Source organism: Klebsiella aerogenes (genome assembly GCA_029027985.1).
Classification (GTDB): Bacteria; Pseudomonadota; Gammaproteobacteria; order Enterobacterales; family Enterobacteriaceae; genus Klebsiella; species Klebsiella aerogenes_A.
Genome location: CP119076.1, coordinates 4,207,511 through 4,224,891, shown reverse-complemented (window position 1 = coordinate 4,224,891; position 17,381 = coordinate 4,207,511). Strand labels below are relative to the sequence as shown.

Below are 17,381 nucleotides of genomic sequence, written 5' to 3'. Positions count from 1 at the left end.
CCGTTCCGTTTAAGACAAAGAAACGCCCTGTGATGCGTTACAGAGCGTTTTTGGTTTTCGCGGGTTATCGGTAGATCTGACTGAAATAATTCGCCGATTTTTCTTCCATAGCGCTGACGTCGGATTCGGCCAGAAAAAGAAACGGGCGGGCAGGCATTTTAATCTCATACGCCGGGATGGTATTCCACTCTGCGTAATTAGCTTTACTCTTGCGGGCAAACTGATTGTTCAGGGTGCCGTCCTTGTTCTGGTGGTAATAAGCCTGCTGGCTACGGGCAGGGATGCTAATCTTACCACCCGACTGGTGAATGCCGGCATAGATGACATTGGTCCCGACGGTCGCCATATCGTTGTCGCTGTACTGAACGATGCTCGAAGCCAGCCGACCAGACCGCTGCAGTATCTGACCTGGCCCCCGCCGCTTAGCATAACGTGGGCTCCATCCGAGCCACTTAGGCCGGCCTTGTTGCTCGAAGTTCTCCTGTACGGCATCCTCCATCATCCCGGCCAGCATTCGCATCAGTGGCGCACGATCCTCAAAGCTCCTGATGAGCTCGCCCAGCGAGCGCTCAAAGTCGGTGACGTCAAAAACGATTTCATAGGCCATTTAACGCGCCCTCCAGTAACGGTAATTCAGCCAGCGACTGCAGGGACGTCGGTGTCAGTTCTGCGCCGCCGTCCGGTAACTGCAGCGTGTAACCGGCAGCGTTCTGCCCGGGAACGGCCCGCACCTGGTGGAGTGACTCGCCATTGCGGATGACATAAAGCAGATCGTCACCATCAGCCAGTACCGCTGCAGGCTGGCGCAGCTGTGCCGGCAACAGCTCCCAGAGCGGCCCGGGTGACTGTACCACCGCGCTGTCGGTCACCGTCATCACTGCGGCGTCGGGCATTCGGCCACGACCGGCCAGCGCATCAAGCGTGCGGGTACTGAGTGCGCCGGCATGACGGAAAGCACCGGCGGGCTCACGCAGCAGCGACTGGTTCACGAAGCGGCGCATGTCGGACGTGATCGCGTCAAGCAGCTGCGGCTCCGAAAGTGTGTGCTGAACAGCCAGCGCGGCCATCTGTGGTGGTGCTGTGGTTGAGCGGTCCATCAGGCGTTGACCGAGACCAGCCAGCCAGCCCTGACCCGGATTGTGGCCAAAGCCGGCATCAGGGGTATAGAGCTGGCCGTTGTAGCGGAACGCCTGCACCTCGCGGGTATCCTGCGGCCCCCATGCCTGCTGCACGGTTTCCAGATGCCCCTCGCTCGACCAGACGGAGATGCTTTTGCTGTCGATATCGTTTTGCGAACGTGCCCGGACGCGGCAGCGGCATCCCCAGCCATCGGGCGGATAGGCAAACTGCCAGATGGGATCGTCATAACGGGCCGTCAGTCCGTTCAGCGCCGCGTGTGCGGGCCGTGTGCGCAGGTCCATGACCGCCACGCGCGTCCAGTACGGGCGGTCGGCGGCGTTCTCCATCTGCTGGGCGTAGCGGCCGGCACCATAGGAGGACTGCATATTGGTTTCAAAGATGGTGCGTAGCCGGCGCGGGGTTAACTGCTTGCCCTCCAGTACGCCATCCTCATCGGCGACCAGCTTCGCCTTATCGGCCAGCCAGCCTTTCTGCGTCAGCTTCTGCGTCATCTGCCGGCGGAACTGTTCCAGCGTCAACCCGTTGTCCAGTGAGTCCTGCAGTCCTGCGCGAACGTCCTGCAGGATATCCTGGCGAAGGATGCCGGCGACGGTGAACGCCGTCGCGTGCGCCCGCGCCTCCACCTCATGCCAGTTAAAGCCTATGGTGTAGCCCTTGGACTGGAAATACTCGATGGCCTGCGCCGGCTTCAGGCCAATCGCATAGCTCAGGTCAACGCTGTCAGGCATCGGAATTCAGCCGCCCCCATACGTCCGCGACAAAAAGCGCCTGCTCCAGCAGGGTCACCAGCTCGCTGTCGTCCAGATCCGGGTAACTGCCGGCAATAATATCCATAGCCTCATCAGGCAGGCGGCCATCCTGCAGGGCAGCGACCAGCGGCGCAATGAGGTTCTGCATGGCGGCGGCGATCTTCTCCGGCACCGGACGGCCGTTATCCAGCGCCTCCTGCGCCGGGTCTGACAGCTCTGCGGCGGTGGTCAGGGCAGCAATGCGCCGGAACCGCTGACTCAGTGCAACGGGTAACGGTGTGCCGGTCTGGGCCGGGGCCACCAGTACGGCCTCATCTTTCTGGGGAACAGGAATACCCAGCTTTGTATGCACCCAGGATGCCGGAATGGTTTTCACACCCGATTCCACCAGGTTTTTCACCCCTGCAGAGAAGGTTTCGATATCTTCGATATCCCGGGTATCAAATACCAGTTTAGGCAGCTTGCGGCGTGAAACCTCATACCCGTTAATCCGCAGCAACATATCAATCATGTTGCGGAAGAAACCCTCCAGCTGGCGGGCATCCGCGACCAGGATATCGTGGCGGACGTCGTTATGGACGTTACCCAGCGCATTGGTGGAGGTCTTGCCATCGGCCTGGCTGGTAAGCGTGGCCCCGAGAATGACTTTGGATTCGGTGCGTTCACACCAGTCCATCATCGCGACGAACGGGTCGGCCTGGCCGGATGCTGCCGATTTGAAGTCAATATCAGTACCCTGCGGAATAATACCGGCCGCGTTATGGCCCAGGGTGACCAGCGCTTCGAACAGAGCGTCTTTGTCCTGGTCCGTTGCGCCGGCCATATATTTACCGACTCGTGCCGGCAGACCATAAATCTCCAGAAACTCCGCCAGATCACGAACCGCAAAGTTCTTGAACAGGTACGGCCAGACCAGCACGCGATACAGGCCAGACTGACCGGTAAAGCCTGTTTTCGCGTTATGCTTATGTACCATCCAGCCGAACGGCATCAGCTCGGCACCCTCGATGCTGCCATCATTCAGGCGGATAATATCGCCACGGTCGGGGCGAGCCTGGAACCAACGATGCGGCCGCAGGTGGGCTTCGCTGGGTAGCCAGACATTCTCTTCAAGCTCCCACTCCAGCTCCTGACAGCTGAAACCATGCCCGATCGCGTCCGCTGCCTGCAGGATGATATCTTCCAGATTATCCAGTGAGTCGAACCACTCCTGAACCATCGCCGCGAGGTTCTTCTCTTCAGCTGTCGCGTTACGGCGCGGCTCGATGCTCCAGTCGAGACCCAGCAGCGCATTCTTACGCTTGGCCATCTCCGAGAAAATATGGCCGTCCTTTTCAACCATATCGTCAAAAAGGTCTGCCTGCGCGGAAAGATAACCTTGCTCGGCTTCCTGCAGTAGCCGGGGCAGACGGCGAATCGTCAGCCCCCGCGACGGGTGATCGGGATACGTGCTGTTAAGCTGAATCATCCGTGCTGTCTGCGGCGCTTTGGTTACCGCCTTATCAAATGGGCGGCCCCACTGATCAACTATCTTGCCCATTACCATCCTCCGTTACCAAAGCGCGAGCGGGAACGCTGGCGCTGCTGGCCTGAATGTCTGTTGTCATCATCTCTGTCATCGTCCTGCCGGCGAGGAACGTGGCGGAAACCGTCGCGCGTCCCAAAGGAATTGCACAGCGCCCAGAGCATATGCAGGGCATCCGGGCCATCGTCATGGTCTGCCATCGGAAAATGGCGGAGCTGCTCTATCAGGGTGACCTGAGTCGGGCTGAGCCGAATTAGTTGGTTGAACACGTAGGGCTGCAGCGACTCGATACGCAGGATTTTGTCCGAGTGCGGAATAACCGGCATCGCCGGTACCGGGACCCCGAGTTCTGCCGACTGTCGGACCAGCTCGGTACGCAGGAACTCCTGAAACTGGACCGCCTCAACCGACCAGCACAGGCATCCGTATTCGCGCTGTAGCGCGATGGTGTCGCTGATAATCACGCTCGGCAGACGCTTTTTGATGCGGGCTTCGACGACATCCAGGACTCCGGTCATCCGGTTAAACCCGCCAACCAGGATCGCCGACGGGTCGCGGGAATTGCCGTTCTTACCCAGGCTGGGGTCGATGCTGCCAAAGAATGACCATTCCTTCAGCCGGTTAACCCAGAAGGAGATACAGGTGGCGAACGGCGCATCATCGCCGCTGACCGGGTCATTCTGGTATTCACTGTCGAAGGTGCTGTGACCGTCACGGGCGCGGATCAACATCAGGGTATAGAGTGGCCGCGCTGACCAGGAAACTACCGCGCCGGCTTCCATTGCCTCCCGATGTTCATCGTAGAACGCCCGGGCCAGCAGCTCGCCGTCCTCGTCATTGTTACGCAGGACTTCTTCCCACTTATCCCACAGTGTCATGTCTGACGGCCAGGTGATCAGCGCTTTAAAGCGTTTACGTTTCCACAGGGGATTCTTCAGGGTGCGTGACAGCACCGAGTCGTAATGCAGAATAGTCCCGATGTAGATCACATCGAACTTGGCCCCCGCGCCACCCAGCGGCAGGACGGTCTTTTTCAGCCAGTTATCCAGCTTGTCGCGCTGGTCCGGGTTGCGGACCAGCTCATCGTTCTCGATATCATCCAGTACAGCCAGATCGGGACGATACGGACCATGACGCAGGCCGCGCAGCTTTTTACCGCTGCCGGCAACCTGCACCTTGATGTCGGTGGCGGTCAGGATGGTACCCATCTGCCAGACACGGCCAGCCCCACACGCTTCGGGAAAATCCATCTTCAGACGCGGGTTCCAGCAGAGCTCAGCCTTAATGGCTTCCAGCATCGGATACGCCTGGTCGATACTGTCCATGATGATGACCGGGTATTTTTTCAGCTCCAGGATGATGCACCAAAGCGTACAGAGCTGGCTGACAATGGTCGATTTGGCCTCACCGCGCGGGGCCGCTATGGCATCCTGCTGACTGACGGTCGAGGTGACGATTTCAGGCAGACGCTGAAACAGGAACTTATGCAGCTCCGACTCATCTTTATGGCGGATATAGTGCGGGAAGTAATTCTGCACGAAGTAACGAAAGCCGTTAACCGGATCCCTGACCGCCTCACGGCGCTGATTGACGGCCTCCTGAGACGGGTCAAAGCCGACCTGTTCCGCCTCGATGGACCGGCGCAGCGATGCGGCCAGCTCGTTGAGCTGGGCCTCAAACTCCTTTTTGTTCAGGGAGACATTCTTTTTACGCGCCACAGTTATTCCCCGATACGCGAAAGCGGGACCGTCTGCCCGGCCAGTTCGTGCGTGCAGTCCGCCAGATACTGGATAAGGCCATCGCGCACAAAACTGTGACAGACACGGTGCTGGTCCTTAGCCCGGTCATCAAAAAATGCCGGGTTATCGCTCGGCTCTTCCCAGGTCACCAGGATACTGGGGTTAAAAGTCGGGCGAACATAATCATGGCTCCAGTCCCAGCGCGGGCCGTCGCCCTGGCCAATGGTCACCTGATGGGGAAAACCGCAGCCCGGGCAGATGAAAGACAGGCGATCGTGAGACACATTTTTCACAACGGCGGAAATAAACATGATTTATTCCCCCTTTAAAGCGTCGTTAACAGCCTGTTCAAAGCGGTCTTTAGCGCTCCAGCGTTCGTTACGCATAGAGTATTCCAGCTCTTCAACGCGGCCATCGAGCAGGTGAACGTCGATACGATCCTTAAACTCCGGCGCGATGACGTAAGCCACCTGGCTGGCCATCACGCTGACGCGGGAATTCACCCGGATTAATTTGTCAGCCATAGTGTTTTTGCACCTCATTACCAAAGGGTTCCAGCACCTGGACAAAGGCTTCCATATGCTTAGGGTATTTTTCACTGATGAAGGTACTGAGCATCGTCAGCACTTCCATTGCCGTGGCCAGTTGCGAGGTCTCCGGCAAAACGCGCTTGCTCGCCACCGTCGCTTTGTTGAAGGCATCACTGAGACTGGCCAGCAGCTCAACCCGGGCCTGTGGTGGCAGCTGTGAATCAACGTTGAGCTGTTCAATGGTGGTCTGATACTGGACCAGCAACCCCATCAGGATGGCCCGGCCGACGTCCTCCATACCATTACCCGCCAGCACGTTCGCGGCACGGAGCTTGTCCCAGTCGTCGCCGCTGTCCTGCGCGTCTTTCTTCCAGCGGGCGGCCGTCGCAAAACTGACGCCGCATTGCGAAGAAACGATCTGCAGGGACAGCTGGCTCTGAATATAAAGCCGCCGTACTTTTTCCCTTGTCTCGGGCGGATGCGCCATATCAGAACCCCATCTTGGCCTTGATTAAGGAAATGGTCGTCACGACCAGCCCGCCCGACAGCGCCCCGGTCAGCCCGCCGGAGATAGCACCCTGACGGATAACCCGGCTTTCCATCGCATCAATACGCCGATCGATACGCATCACCGCCCCGGATATTTTCTCCAGCTCCGGCATGATGTCGGGGGAGAACGGCCGGCGCTGTTCCGTCAGCAACTGCTGCAGAAGCATTAACGGGTCATCGCTGGCCAGCCTGACCGACGGCGTCACGTTTGCTGTGGTAATACGACGCTGCCGCCGCTTTTGTCTGGCCTTCATGTCCTGTCTGCCTTCTTGTCCAGTTTGTCGAGGATGCGGTTCAGTGAGTTCTTGATGTCCCGGATGTTGTCCGATACCAGGCTGTAATCACGCGAGGCATCGTCCCGGCGCTGGTATTCGGTTCTGATACGGTCAACCGATTCTTCCAGATCGCGGATATCGAGCTGCAGGCGGCGGATCCAGATACCGCCGAACAACGTGACAAGACCGAGAAGTAACTGGTAAAGCTGGTCTGGGTTCATTGTGGCTCCTTACCGTAGAGCTGGCGGATGGTGTTCAGTTTGTTGCGGATGAGCTGGCACCATTCGCCGTATTCGTTGCTGTGGCCGAGGATTCCCCGGGGAGAGAGTCCGCCGCCGGCGCTGCCGGCATCGCCGGAATATCCAGCATTTCCGCTGTTGGCTGCTGACAGGTATTGACTACAACCGGGTCCGGCTGGATAGCCGAGGTTCTGCTGGTACAGGCACAAAGCGCCAGGACCGATGCCAGTCCAGCCAACACCATCTTTGCGTGCGAGTTCATCAATTTTTTCCTTCAGTTTTTGCTGTGCGATCGTCAGCGCTTTGCCTTTGGCCAGCAGCTCCCCGGACAATTTGTCCGCCTGCTGGCGGTAGTGTTCAGCAAGATTTACCTGAGCCTGCAGCTGTGACTGGTTCTGCCTGGCCTGATCGGCATCCGTTTTTTCGCGCTCAATCTTGTAATCGTCGAACGCCTTCTGGACGGTCGCCGTCGCGTTGTTCGCCGTCTGTACATCTCCACGCATCTGGCTGGCGCATACCTGAATACCAATCCAGATCCCCGCAAACAGAATCAGCGCTATAGCAACCAGCCAGGGGAGCAGCGGTTTAACCAGCGTCCAGAGTTTACTGACCATCAGGAGAACCTCCGTTTGTACCGGTGGCAGGCTGATCGCGCTTCATGGCCACCAGTTTTGACCCGATGTTATGGCCCGCCCACGCGACGATGTAGGCGGTAAACATCCACTCCTGCAGCTGCAGGCTGTAGCCGTACCAGATGACGATCGCGGACGTGACCAGAAAGGTAAAAAACGTAATAGTGTCGCTGGTGCTGAGCCGGCCCGACGGGTTAGAAATCAGTTCTTTGAGGGACATAACGCCCTCCGGGCTTTCTCGAAGAGCATGGCGCGGTCGTTAAGTCCGACCAGCGCGGGGTTAATCTTGCGCGTGACTTCGACCACGTTGGCCGCATCCGCCGGCGCATTACAGCCGTGCTGATACCAGTACCAGGCGGCAGAACGGGAGGCATTCACCGGTTCAAGTAACAGGTCGGGATTGTTCAGCAGGTCCAGCCCCAGCGCCTGCCCGCAGGCCCGATAGTTGTTTTTGAGGGTGACCTGAATTAGGCCACGGCCGCGATAGCGCCAGCCGTCGCCGGAGGATTCCGGGCCGTTCCCGCCCTGGTTGGCATAGACAAAGTTAGCTGTGGCCTGCGGTTTACCGACAAAGCCCTTGGCAAACTCCAGCTCAGCCGGATCAATCTTGCGGTTTTTATTGCTGTCGAAGTCAGAGCGAAAAATCAGCGCCAGACGCGCAGCGTCACGGTAGTTCAGGTTTTCGCTGATGACGGCAAAACGGGTGCTTTCATGGCCGAGCTGCGCGATAAAGCCAGCCTGACGCAACGGGGTATTGATAAAGAATTCGGCCATGGCCGCATTCAGCGGATCAAGCCATTGCTGCGCTCGCTGTTGCGTAATGCCGGCGGCACGCTGGAAGTCGTTGAGATTCATGTACTGACACCACGGAAAATAAAGGTGGTGTCAGTATCGCGGGAGGGGGATCAGGGAATCAGGTGAAGGGGTTCAGTGGGTTTAATTATCGAATTTAACAACGAACTGATCTTTATCTTCACTGTACCATTTGACTGTGTAGGAAAAAACTTGCTCTGACGTTGTGAGGTTACAGTGTCTAATTTCATCTACCTTATCGTAACTAACCTGTGCCGCATCGCTAAATTGTTGACCATTTAGAAGCTTGGTAATGACGCTGGCTACTTCTGGCGAGTTACATCCAGGAAGATCACCTTTGACAAAACCCAAAAAAGGCCCAATAAAAGACAGTACGAACATCAAAATGTAAGCGGCAAAGGGGTTAAGATTTTTCCCTCCCTGTATACCCGGAGCGTCTGTAATCTCCAGAGCAGAACCTGCTATTTTTTTTCGTTTAAAAAGATACAGGGGTAAAAAAATAATAAAAATAAAAGCTACGCCAATACCCCATCGTGCCGGACGTGCAATATTCTTCGCAAGAGCATCTTTGTACACTGCGACAGAAAGTCCAAAAATAATCAGTGCTACTAAAAATTCCATTTTATTAACCTTTAAAAAAGTGCTTGTTGTCTGGTTGATAAATCTTGCCTACGTTTGCTAAGCAATTCCCATCCAAAGCGATCACTAAAACCATAACGCGGGCATAGCAGAGTCATGGCCATCAGTGAAGACGTCCCATCCTGACGAACGGTGTCAAACTCAGCCAGGAACCGACGGTTACGCAACTCACGTAACGCCCGATCGCAACGAGGAAGATAAAGCACCTCACCGCCAAAGTTTTTGATCAGGAGTTGGGTATTGTGGTCGCCGATGGTATCGCGGAGAAGAGCGGCGCGGTTAGCGCCGAGAGCGCGGAGACCTTTACCAATCGGGAAAGTGGTACCACCGAACGCGGATAGCAGCTGCTCGGTGGCCGGGAAGCCAATCAGGTCAGCTATCTGTATTACTGCCGGGGGCAGTAGTTCTGTCACCTGTTGCAGATTCATCTGTTGTCTCCCGTTTTTTACGCCGTTTTGCGTCTATGGCCAGCGCCTGCATCAGCTTGGTTAACTGTTCATCCGTCAACCATTCCACACGCTTTACCTGAAACATATGATCGCACATTTTCTCGGCATAATTCCACGGGCGTTTTGCATCTGCAAGCAAAGCTTCAATTTTGCTGAGCATCGTTTTGCGCGAACGGGCCACATTTGGCCGCTTGCCGTGACGGGCTGACTGGCGGGGGAAGCCCTGCTCATGCATGTATTCACGCACGGCCTGCAGTTCGTCGAGAGAACATTTTGTGGATGAGGTTTTGCCGTTACACAGGCGGGCCAGAACAGCGCGATATGTCGCGTCATCCCAGCCCAGATGAGCCTGACCGGCTTTGATGGCCCCGATAAGGCCGCGTTTTGCTGGAGTGGACATATTACCTCCTGTTGGTTGCCATTACGGCAGGCACTCCGCAAAGTGCCTGCAAGAATGACTCACTGAATGGGTTCGAGTTTATTAACCGACACGCCCCCGATTTTCCCGGCAACCCGGACGACCAGCCGGCCGCTGCGTACATGCCAGGCTTCAGAGGTGGTGACGACTTCTTCTACTTCAGGCATCCCGGGAACGATGTAATACCGGAAACGGGAGCCCACCGGATAACGCCGGTTAAAGTTACCGGCGGTCATATTACGCAGGAGACTCTTCATCATCGTCATCCCCTAGTTGAAATAACTCTACCCGCTGATTAACTACAATATGCGTACGCAAATACTCGATGTTTGCTGCATTTTTAGCTAGCTCAGAAGTAATCATGTAATTACTGGATTTGAGTTCTTCGTTTATTTGAAGCTCTAACCGGTCAAGATGTACCGCAAGTGCATCGGTAATAACATTGCCCATGACGGTAGAAATATATTCCCGACTCATAATTACTCCTTTTTCATGTTAACGAACTGAAAGGCCAGCAAAGTATTGATTGCTTTGTCCGTCAGTTTGGCGGTGCGGTAACGCTCAACTCCCCACACAATCGCATAACAGACCCAGAGATAGTGGACGCTGTACGCCTGGAGACCTTCAATACCATCCCAGATGTCGAATGCACTGACATTGCCTGGAAAATAGGCGCTATCGAGGGCATGATACGCATCGCTCTCTGTGGTGAAGTTGTTACCCTTCAGCTCATCTATAGCGTCTCTGACCTCTTTAGCGTCATCATCGTCGTCACACTCTTCGAGATAAGCATCAAGCCACTGCTGTAACCCGCTATCAAAGGCCTGTGCATCGAACTCGAAACAAGGCGACTCACGCCGACCACGACCTGCACCCGCTTCAAATTTCTCTGACCAATAGCCAGGGTTAATAAGAAAACTTTCCTGCCGCCCGAAATGGCTGGCCGTGAAAAAATCGAACATGTCTGTGATGCGGCTAAAGGTCCACGTTCCCATATCGCCGGTGACGCACAGATAGCCTGGCCATGTAACCAGATCAAACCGATAACTGTTACTGCCATTACGTGAAAACTCCAGATGACGATAAATACCATCATCGCGGTGAACCTTCATTGTGTGATTGGCAGTATTTATCAGGAATCTATTTAAAACATCTTTGTCATGACTCATTTGGTAATTTTCCTAAAAAATAAAGTTAAAAAGGACGATAGCTAATGCTGAAATAAACGTGATGAAGATGACTGACCAGAAACTACGACGTTCGGCCGGATCCCTGAATCTCGATGCGTCAGTCATCAGCTTTTGTTTATCGATATCTTTATGCTGCTGGTTTAAGTTCATGCCAACGCTCCATAAACAACTTTCTGGCCTGACGTGGATTAAGCGGGCTGATGATAAATTTATCCGTAGGCTGAATGCCCCTGAGAATGGCCCACTCGGTATCGTCGTCAATAAACAGGTCACGGCGTTCTGTGGCCAGCATGATGAGATCAGCCTGTTTGACTACCGGACTCATGGTTTCGGGAAGGCCAAACTTCTGGCTGATTAAGCCCTCAACCCATTTTTCAATACCGCGATAATCCGGCAGTAAGGCTTTAAGCGGCGCGGCAATATCATTGCAATAAGCCTCGCTGGCGTCGTGCAGCAGCGCTTCAAGTGCCAACTCAGGCGGCACCAGATAGCTCGCCAAAACCGAATGCTGAGCGACGCTATAGAACTCATCGAGATGACCCGTAAAGCGACACAGGTTGGAAAGCGCCTGGGCGATATCATCAATATAAATAACGTCAATACCTGAATTACAAAAATAAAAGTGCTGACCTGACCAGGTGGTAATAAAACGGTTTTCGGTATTCATGCTAATCTCCAACGTTTCTTATGACGTTCTACGGCTTGTTTCATTGCGGTTTTATCAGCCGGTTTACGGATTGACTGACCGCTACGGGTATAAAATTGAAATCTTGTCTTTCCTGGGTAATCGGGATGCTCAATTACAACGGAATTATCGTTAAGGTGATAAATACGCTTACTACCCATATCCTGAACTTCGCACCCGGAGACACAGAGATATCCAGCCATAATCGCCCCCTGTTATGAGCCCAATGTTTTTTCAGCGGCTTTAAATTCCGATTCAACAATTTCTATTGCACCGGAATCCGGGGATGGTCTGGCTTCGGTTTTGAAATAAATCACATCCCCGACCCGATAGTGGGTAATGCCACACAGGATCAACATTCCCCATTCAAGACCCAGGGCTTTCCAGTAAGGCTCCCTTGAGATTCTTTCCGTGGGGCGACCGTCATCCCATGCGTCCAGCAGCTGCTGATGTTCCTCGCGGCGCTCGCGGGGAATGCGGGTCTTACCACGGGGCTTGCGGGTATAACCATTCTGCGAACGGGAAAGCGTCCAGAGACTGCTATGTCCAATAAGTGGCGCGACATCGAATGACAGACCGTGAAAGTGATAGTCTGTAGCGCTACCAGAAAAGACAGGCTTACCGCCAAATTTTTTAGCGAATGCGTCCGCTTTTTCTTTTAGAGAAATTCGTTGGTTAATTTCATTATCCCATGCGCCAAGCGCCTTTTTTGTGGATGTTTTATAAAAGCCCATTTAAGCCTCCTTAAATACGGTTAATAACAGCTCAATCATTTTCAGGCTGTAGTGAATACCTACACCCCATACAGCGATGCAAAATAAAACGCATAAAGTTAAGGTCACCGGACGAAGGTAAGGATTGAGCATAATCCGATCGTAAAATGATAATGCTTTCATTTTATTAACCTTTAAAAGTCGATGGTTTTGGTGATTTTCAGAGTTACACTCTCTGAATAATAACCATTACTTTCACCACACCAGCGAACAACAACATGTCCTTTCGCTGTTCCAAACTTGAAAAAAGTCCATGTTCTGGAATCGCAGGAATCATCAGTTTCTTTATTACTTACCACCTCTGCTTCAAGAATGGGTGAATCTTCAAGGTCGCTCAGGTCACCTTCGATATCTTCAATCCAGACGCTTTCACAGCAATCCTGCTCATGGAAGAAAGTAAATATTTCATCCCATCCGTTATTACGAAAAATGAGTTCTGTACCCTCATTGTTTTTTTCAACAGAGCCAAAAACCTTAAATAGCATTTCGTCTATGACAGTTACTGACATGGTCTTATCCTCGGTTCAGGCGTAAGCGTGCCCCTGACGCATTACGCCATTTAATAAGTAATTAAGGTTTAATTAGTCCTGACGCGTAAGAGAGTTCACGTTTGCAAGCCAGGGCTCTACGTTAATTTCCACAATTGTCGCTGACTTCAAATCCATAGCCGCAGCAACAGTTCTTACTGCCCGACGTTCGGTTTCTTTTGGGCGTTGATGCCAGAACGCGGTACCTGATTTATATTTACGGTTAAACTCATTCGCGTTCATATCACACCGCCGCCATATCCAGAGAAATCGGCCTGTACTGACCATTATCACCAACCCGCTCATAAATGCGGATATATGAACTGGTGTTCAGAACCTGCAACGACTCGCCGATAATCACCATTGCTTTTTTCCAGCGCTCATCGTCGAATTCATAACGACGCAGGGAAAGAACTGCACTGACACTGATTTTCCCTTCTTTATCGACATCGAACGCACGATCAATGATCGCCTTTATTTCCTTGCGGGCATTCTCTGTCCACTCATTGAGACACGCATCAATTAACGCTTTTGCTGCCTGGATGCGTTCGTCAAACTGCATTCTGTCAGCCATTGCCCGCTGAATTTTATAACGACCGTCAAAGGTAAAGAGGGTGACATTCCCCTTTTTACCACCAACTGTCACGCCATATTCATTAGCCGAAAGGTCAACAAACGCCGCAATATCGGCAAATGTCACCGCTTTGAAAGCCGCCATCAGTTTATTCAACTCAATAGCTTTAGTTACAATCTCACCAACCAAAGCATCACGAGCCTTGTCAATGGGCTTAAGGAGTTTCTCCGGGATTAATGCACCTTTAGCATCAACCCAGTAATCAGCCGGAACAGTCGTTGCAGTAAATTGTGTTTCTTTCTTATCCATGATGGACCTCATTTAAATGTTGAAAAAATTTAGCGATTTCAGCACTCGCAGCCGCCAGCATTAACGGTGCAATAATGTTTGAAACATCTTTAACTAAACGGGAGTCCTTTTTCTCTGCGGATATAATCGCGGATATATTCAGGTTCTCGCCGCTTTCACTTATCGTAATAACTATCTCAGCCATGCTACCTCCAGATAACATGCATCCCGCGCCAGATAAGCATCTTGACCTGCGAGCTTTTACCGTCCTTGCGCTCGGTAATCTCGACTTCCTTTCCGCGCCACGCCTCAAACGGACGGTCTACTTCAACAATCGGACGGCGAAATCGGGTGTTAATGTCCAGAACCTGCAGGCCACCGCGCATAAGACGATTAATCGGGGCCATCATTTTTGGATCGTTTATAGGTAAACGGCACATAGTGACTCCTGAATTAATGAAATGAATCATTACCTTTCACTGGAACGGTCGAAAAATCTTTAACCGTTCCGAACATTTTTCTCAGAATTGAATGGATAAAACCGCCGAGTGAAACCAGAATAACCCGAGCTGCTTTCTTAACCAGTTCTGAGTCAGAATCGTCTTTGATCATGCGGCACTGGACATCAATGCCGTTTCCTTTTCGGGTTACAGATATTTCAATCTTTGCCATAGTTCCCCCTAATTAATCAGCATTTCAGCAAACTTACGTACCGCACCAGCACTGACAGCATTACCACTAATCTCGCTGTGACGGCTGACGCCACGAACCAGCTTGAACAAACGACGCGCATTGCCGTTGCTGGCTTTAAACAGGGCATCATTCACATCGGCCTTACTGGCATCAGGCAGCATGCTGATCGCAATATCGCTAATATCGTCCTGTGGCAGTGAATCACCGATGCAGAAAGCCAGGCCAACACGGCTATATAACTGCTGGTACTCACCGCGCTTACCCTTCAGGTTAATAATCAGGCGGTGCATTCCTGCGAGAACAAGGCCAATACCAGACTTATCATGGATACGTCGCAGGGTCTCAAGTGCCCGGTATGGCAGGTTTTCCGCTTCATCCACCATCAGAATGCGACCAGACTCGCGTAACGCAGCAATACAGGCTTCACTGAGTTCGTGCATGTTGCCACGCTTGCTTAGCCCCAGCAGGCCACAGAGCTCTTCCAGTACCACGCGGGCGGTATATCCCGGGTCTGCTTCAATAAGCAACGCATCACGATGCTGTGCGGCGTACTCACGTAGCATCATGGTTTTGCCAAGCCCGGCTGCGCCATAGATAACGTTAAGGTCACCATCAAGATGAGCCAGGCGGATAACTTCCATTCCTTTTCGGGAAGTGATGGTGGGAATAAAGCTGGCGGTAATACGCTGTGATTTTTCTTTTTCTACTTCACGGTTAATAAAGCTACGAGCCAGCTTATCAATAGCGGGAACATCACCGGCATATTTCCCCTGCAGGTATTGATTAATGGTGGCGGTACTTTTGCCAATTGCTCTGGCTACCTGAGTCTGGCTGTAGCCTTTGCGGGTCATCAGGTCATTCAGTTCAACATGTATGCTCATATTTTCTCTCTCTTACCGGGTATTACCGATTTTTTTCAGATATTCATCGCGGTCAGTCTCAAGGAAGAAATAAGGTTCTTCTTCTTTCTCAACGGTATATTCAGCAGGGATGAAACTCCCCAGGTCATCGAATCGTTGCCCCGGTAACACAGAGCGGCCCTCGGCTTCGATCTCCTGAACTTTATCTTCAACGCGTTTCATACGACGCTGACGGCGTTTCTCAACGGCCACATCCATTGCACTGACCGGAATCGCAGCACGTTTATTGCCGTTCCAGATTGCAGTACAGACATAAGAACCATCCATCCGGCGCACGATGACGGACTGCGGGTCGTGGATATCGAAGGCCACACGCACATCTTCGCTGTCGACCTGGATCAACTCTTCAGAGAAATAATCGTTATTGAACAGACGAAGCCAGCCACGCTGCGCGGTGCGCACCATCTCAGGCATGAACGCCTCCCGAAGTTCAACGTCGGTCAGATACTCTGTTTCGTCACCTTCGAGCTCAAGAACGGCCCGGCGGTACGCTGCTGGCGTCATATGTTTACCGTTGCGCCTGGGCAGTTCGCTGTGTTCGTGGGTATTGTTGTAGACGTCCACTTCCTCAGCGATGGCGTCAAGCAGCTGCTGCCACGAAGGGAGTTTCCCCAAAGCAGTACGCTGTACTGGTGTTAGTTCGCGGCCGTTCTCCTGCGCTTTGACGGCCGACTGAATAGCACGAGCGGTAATGCGTGCGTGCTCACGGTCGGCGCTGTCGCCGCTGAAGGTGTCAAACTGCATCGCTACGCGGCGTGGAATGCCCTTATTCAGACGCTCAATGATCCCGCGAGACTGAGGACGTCCTGGAATGCTGGTCGGGTGCTCAATACCCAGGCGGCTGAAAATACCAGTCACGTCAGCATCAAGCGTTTTGTTGGTTTCACCACCACCGTTATCGGAGTAAACAAACAATGGCTTACCGAAGTGGCGCATGGCGTACCGGTAGGCATCGGCCACCGCGATTACGCTTTCAGATAATGCCAGGCTCCAGCCAACGACAAAGCGTGTCCGGCCATCAATAATCAGGGTCAGCTCGGGTGTGAACGGACGACCATGATCGGGGTGGGCGACCTTCATTTCCAGCGACTTACCGTCCGCAATCCAGCAACCATTAACCGGCATTTGCGACCAGTCACGTTTTTGGAAGCATTCATATGCCAGCGCAGCAGAACCACTGACACGGCCACGCGCTTTCTCTCGGCGCGGCAGCTTCTCCATCGCCCGGCGAACCGCGTCATAGGAGGGACACGCCGCAATCATTGCCGGTTGGTCAGCATAGAGAGCTGTCCATTCGGCTTTAAAATCTCGGTACGCCTCAGTAAGACAAGGACCTTTGCGACTGCGCCAGTGAGCCAAGAAGTCAGGAAGCCACTTAATCTGCTCTGGTTTCTTCGCTTTAAGATGACCGGGAGCCAACATGGCCATACGCTCGATACCTGGTTTCGTTGACTCAAAAACGCTGACCCATTCCTGAAGGCTGCGGGTACCGACGCCAGCACGACTGCTGCCTTTACGGGCATTGGCCAGTTCAGAGGCTTTCATCAGATGTTCCGGGAGCGTTCCTTTGCGTGAACCCATGGAGACGAAATTAACCGCTGCTGTGCGTGACAAACCCGCATCTCTGAGCTTTTCGACTTCCATGGCCAACACCGCCCGGGCATCTGCGATTTGCTTTTGCTTCACTGTAAGTGAGTTCACTTCACGCTCCAGCAATGCAGGACATTGACGAATCAGCGTCAGCTCCCTACGTGGCTTTAGGCTCTTAATATCACTTGAACGATCGACCACCATCGTCGTCTTATTCGCTAAGACCGATTGATAAATTTTTTCCCTAAGAGCGTTCTGGGCCTCGTTAGGTAAACTATTAATCGAATATTCGTTTCCACCTCCACGACCAGCCCTTGCTCGTGAATCCCATCCATGGCTTTTGGCCCTTGCAACAATTCCAGGCCTGGTTTCAGGTAATCCAGGAAGCCGCAAATCAGCTAATTCCTGAGCGGTATAATGCGTTTTCAGGTTAATCTGGTTCAT

Annotated in this window: 29 protein-coding genes; all 29 read right to left on the bottom strand. The window is 53.1% G+C overall.

Annotation, left to right across the window (positions count from 1 at the left end; genetic code table 11):
• Positions 1–64: 64 nt before the first annotated feature.
• Positions 65–607, bottom strand: coding sequence for a phage virion morphogenesis protein (locus tag PYR66_20090; GenBank protein ID WEF27555.1), 543 nt, complete (start codon positions 605–607; stop codon positions 65–67).
• Positions 597–1,868 carry a phage minor head protein gene (locus PYR66_20085; protein ID WEF27554.1) on the bottom strand — a complete coding sequence of 424 codons (1,272 nt, stop codon included), beginning with the start codon at positions 1,866–1,868 and terminating at the stop codon, positions 597–599. The genes PYR66_20090 and PYR66_20085 overlap by 11 nt, the downstream gene beginning before the upstream one ends.
• Positions 1,861–3,429: a DUF935 domain-containing protein gene (locus PYR66_20080; GenBank protein ID WEF27553.1), complete on the bottom strand. Its 1,569-nt coding sequence runs from the start codon at positions 3,427–3,429 to the stop codon at positions 1,861–1,863. The genes PYR66_20085 and PYR66_20080 overlap by 8 nt, the downstream gene beginning before the upstream one ends.
• Positions 3,429–5,132, bottom strand: a complete 1,704-nt coding sequence (terL, locus tag PYR66_20075; protein ID WEF27552.1) for a phage terminase large subunit — start codon at positions 5,130–5,132, stop codon at positions 3,429–3,431. The genes PYR66_20080 and terL overlap by 1 nt, the downstream gene beginning before the upstream one ends.
• A 2-nt stretch (positions 5,133–5,134) precedes the next feature.
• Positions 5,135–5,464, bottom strand: coding sequence for a DUF6527 family protein (locus PYR66_20070; protein ID WEF27551.1), 330 nt, complete (start codon positions 5,462–5,464; stop codon positions 5,135–5,137).
• 3 nt (positions 5,465–5,467) lie between these two features.
• On the bottom strand, positions 5,468–5,677 hold the full coding sequence (locus tag PYR66_20065) for a hypothetical protein (GenBank protein WEF27550.1): 210 nt from the start codon (positions 5,675–5,677) through the stop codon (positions 5,468–5,470).
• Complete coding sequence (locus PYR66_20060) at positions 5,670–6,170, bottom strand: DUF1804 family protein (GenBank protein WEF27549.1); 501 nt, start codon at positions 6,168–6,170, stop codon at positions 5,670–5,672. The genes PYR66_20065 and PYR66_20060 overlap by 8 nt, the downstream gene beginning before the upstream one ends.
• 1 nt (position 6,171) lies before the next feature.
• Positions 6,172–6,486 carry a hypothetical protein gene (locus PYR66_20055; protein ID WEF27548.1) on the bottom strand — a complete coding sequence of 105 codons (315 nt, stop codon included), beginning with the start codon at positions 6,484–6,486 and terminating at the stop codon, positions 6,172–6,174.
• A complete protein-coding gene (locus PYR66_20050; GenBank protein WEF27547.1) occupies positions 6,483–6,728 on the bottom strand; it encodes a hypothetical protein in 246 nt (81 codons plus the stop codon). The genes PYR66_20055 and PYR66_20050 overlap by 4 nt, the downstream gene beginning before the upstream one ends.
• A complete protein-coding gene (locus PYR66_20045) occupies positions 6,725–7,360 on the bottom strand; it encodes a hypothetical protein (protein WEF27546.1) in 636 nt (211 codons plus the stop codon). The genes PYR66_20050 and PYR66_20045 overlap by 4 nt, the downstream gene beginning before the upstream one ends.
• A complete protein-coding gene (locus PYR66_20040) occupies positions 7,350–7,598 on the bottom strand; it encodes a DUF2644 domain-containing protein (protein ID WEF27545.1) in 249 nt (82 codons plus the stop codon). The genes PYR66_20045 and PYR66_20040 overlap by 11 nt, the downstream gene beginning before the upstream one ends.
• Positions 7,580–8,233, bottom strand: coding sequence for a glycoside hydrolase family 19 protein (locus PYR66_20035; protein ID WEF27544.1), 654 nt, complete (start codon positions 8,231–8,233; stop codon positions 7,580–7,582). Before PYR66_20035 ends, PYR66_20040 begins: the two co-directional genes overlap by 19 nt.
• A gap of 81 nt (positions 8,234–8,314) precedes the next feature.
• On the bottom strand, positions 8,315–8,812 hold the full coding sequence (locus PYR66_20030) for a hypothetical protein (protein ID WEF27543.1): 498 nt from the start codon (positions 8,810–8,812) through the stop codon (positions 8,315–8,317).
• Between the two features lie 11 nt (positions 8,813–8,823).
• Positions 8,824–9,258 carry a Mor transcription activator family protein gene (locus tag PYR66_20025; GenBank protein ID WEF27542.1) on the bottom strand — a complete coding sequence of 145 codons (435 nt, stop codon included), beginning with the start codon at positions 9,256–9,258 and terminating at the stop codon, positions 8,824–8,826.
• Complete coding sequence (locus tag PYR66_20020; protein WEF27541.1) at positions 9,203–9,679, bottom strand: regulatory protein GemA; 477 nt, start codon at positions 9,677–9,679, stop codon at positions 9,203–9,205. The genes PYR66_20025 and PYR66_20020 overlap by 56 nt, the downstream gene beginning before the upstream one ends.
• 59 nt (positions 9,680–9,738) lie before the next feature.
• The gene (locus tag PYR66_20015; protein ID WEF27540.1) at positions 9,739–9,957 is read right to left on the bottom strand and encodes a hypothetical protein; all 219 of its coding nucleotides are present in this window, start codon (positions 9,955–9,957) and stop codon (positions 9,739–9,741) included.
• Complete coding sequence (locus PYR66_20010; GenBank protein ID WEF27539.1) at positions 9,935–10,174, bottom strand: hypothetical protein; 240 nt, start codon at positions 10,172–10,174, stop codon at positions 9,935–9,937. The genes PYR66_20015 and PYR66_20010 overlap by 23 nt, the downstream gene beginning before the upstream one ends.
• A gap of 2 nt (positions 10,175–10,176) precedes the next feature.
• A complete protein-coding gene (locus tag PYR66_20005; GenBank protein ID WEF27538.1) occupies positions 10,177–10,866 on the bottom strand; it encodes a hypothetical protein in 690 nt (229 codons plus the stop codon).
• 148 nt (positions 10,867–11,014) lie between these two features.
• Positions 11,015–11,554 (bottom strand): HD family hydrolase, encoded by a 540-nt coding sequence (locus PYR66_20000; protein WEF27537.1) that lies wholly within the window; start codon positions 11,552–11,554, stop codon positions 11,015–11,017.
• Positions 11,551–11,775, bottom strand: a complete 225-nt coding sequence (locus tag PYR66_19995; GenBank protein WEF27536.1) for a hypothetical protein — start codon at positions 11,773–11,775, stop codon at positions 11,551–11,553. Before PYR66_19995 ends, PYR66_20000 begins: the two co-directional genes overlap by 4 nt.
• 12 nt (positions 11,776–11,787) lie before the next feature.
• Positions 11,788–12,306, bottom strand: coding sequence for a hypothetical protein (locus PYR66_19990; protein WEF27535.1), 519 nt, complete (start codon positions 12,304–12,306; stop codon positions 11,788–11,790).
• Positions 12,307–12,468, bottom strand: coding sequence for a hypothetical protein (locus tag PYR66_19985; GenBank protein ID WEF27534.1), 162 nt, complete (start codon positions 12,466–12,468; stop codon positions 12,307–12,309).
• Between the two features lie 11 nt (positions 12,469–12,479).
• Positions 12,480–12,854, bottom strand: a complete 375-nt coding sequence (locus PYR66_19980; protein WEF27533.1) for a hypothetical protein — start codon at positions 12,852–12,854, stop codon at positions 12,480–12,482.
• 262 nt (positions 12,855–13,116) lie between these two features.
• Positions 13,117–13,755, bottom strand: a complete 639-nt coding sequence (locus PYR66_19975; protein WEF27532.1) for a DUF3164 family protein — start codon at positions 13,753–13,755, stop codon at positions 13,117–13,119.
• Entirely contained in the window at positions 13,748–13,939 is a 192-nt protein-coding gene (locus tag PYR66_19970) for a hypothetical protein (protein WEF27531.1), read from the bottom strand. Before PYR66_19970 ends, PYR66_19975 begins: the two co-directional genes overlap by 8 nt.
• Before the next feature lies 1 nt (position 13,940).
• On the bottom strand, positions 13,941–14,174 hold the full coding sequence (locus tag PYR66_19965; protein ID WEF27530.1) for a hypothetical protein: 234 nt from the start codon (positions 14,172–14,174) through the stop codon (positions 13,941–13,943).
• Between the two features lie 13 nt (positions 14,175–14,187).
• Positions 14,188–14,406 carry a hypothetical protein gene (locus PYR66_19960; protein WEF27529.1) on the bottom strand — a complete coding sequence of 73 codons (219 nt, stop codon included), beginning with the start codon at positions 14,404–14,406 and terminating at the stop codon, positions 14,188–14,190.
• Positions 14,407–14,414: 8 nt separating this feature from the next.
• Complete coding sequence (locus tag PYR66_19955) at positions 14,415–15,308, bottom strand: AAA family ATPase (GenBank protein ID WEF27528.1); 894 nt, start codon at positions 15,306–15,308, stop codon at positions 14,415–14,417.
• 12 nt (positions 15,309–15,320) lie between these two features.
• Positions 15,321–17,381 carry a Mu transposase C-terminal domain-containing protein gene (locus PYR66_19950; GenBank protein ID WEF27527.1) on the bottom strand — a complete coding sequence of 687 codons (2,061 nt, stop codon included), beginning with the start codon at positions 17,379–17,381 and terminating at the stop codon, positions 15,321–15,323.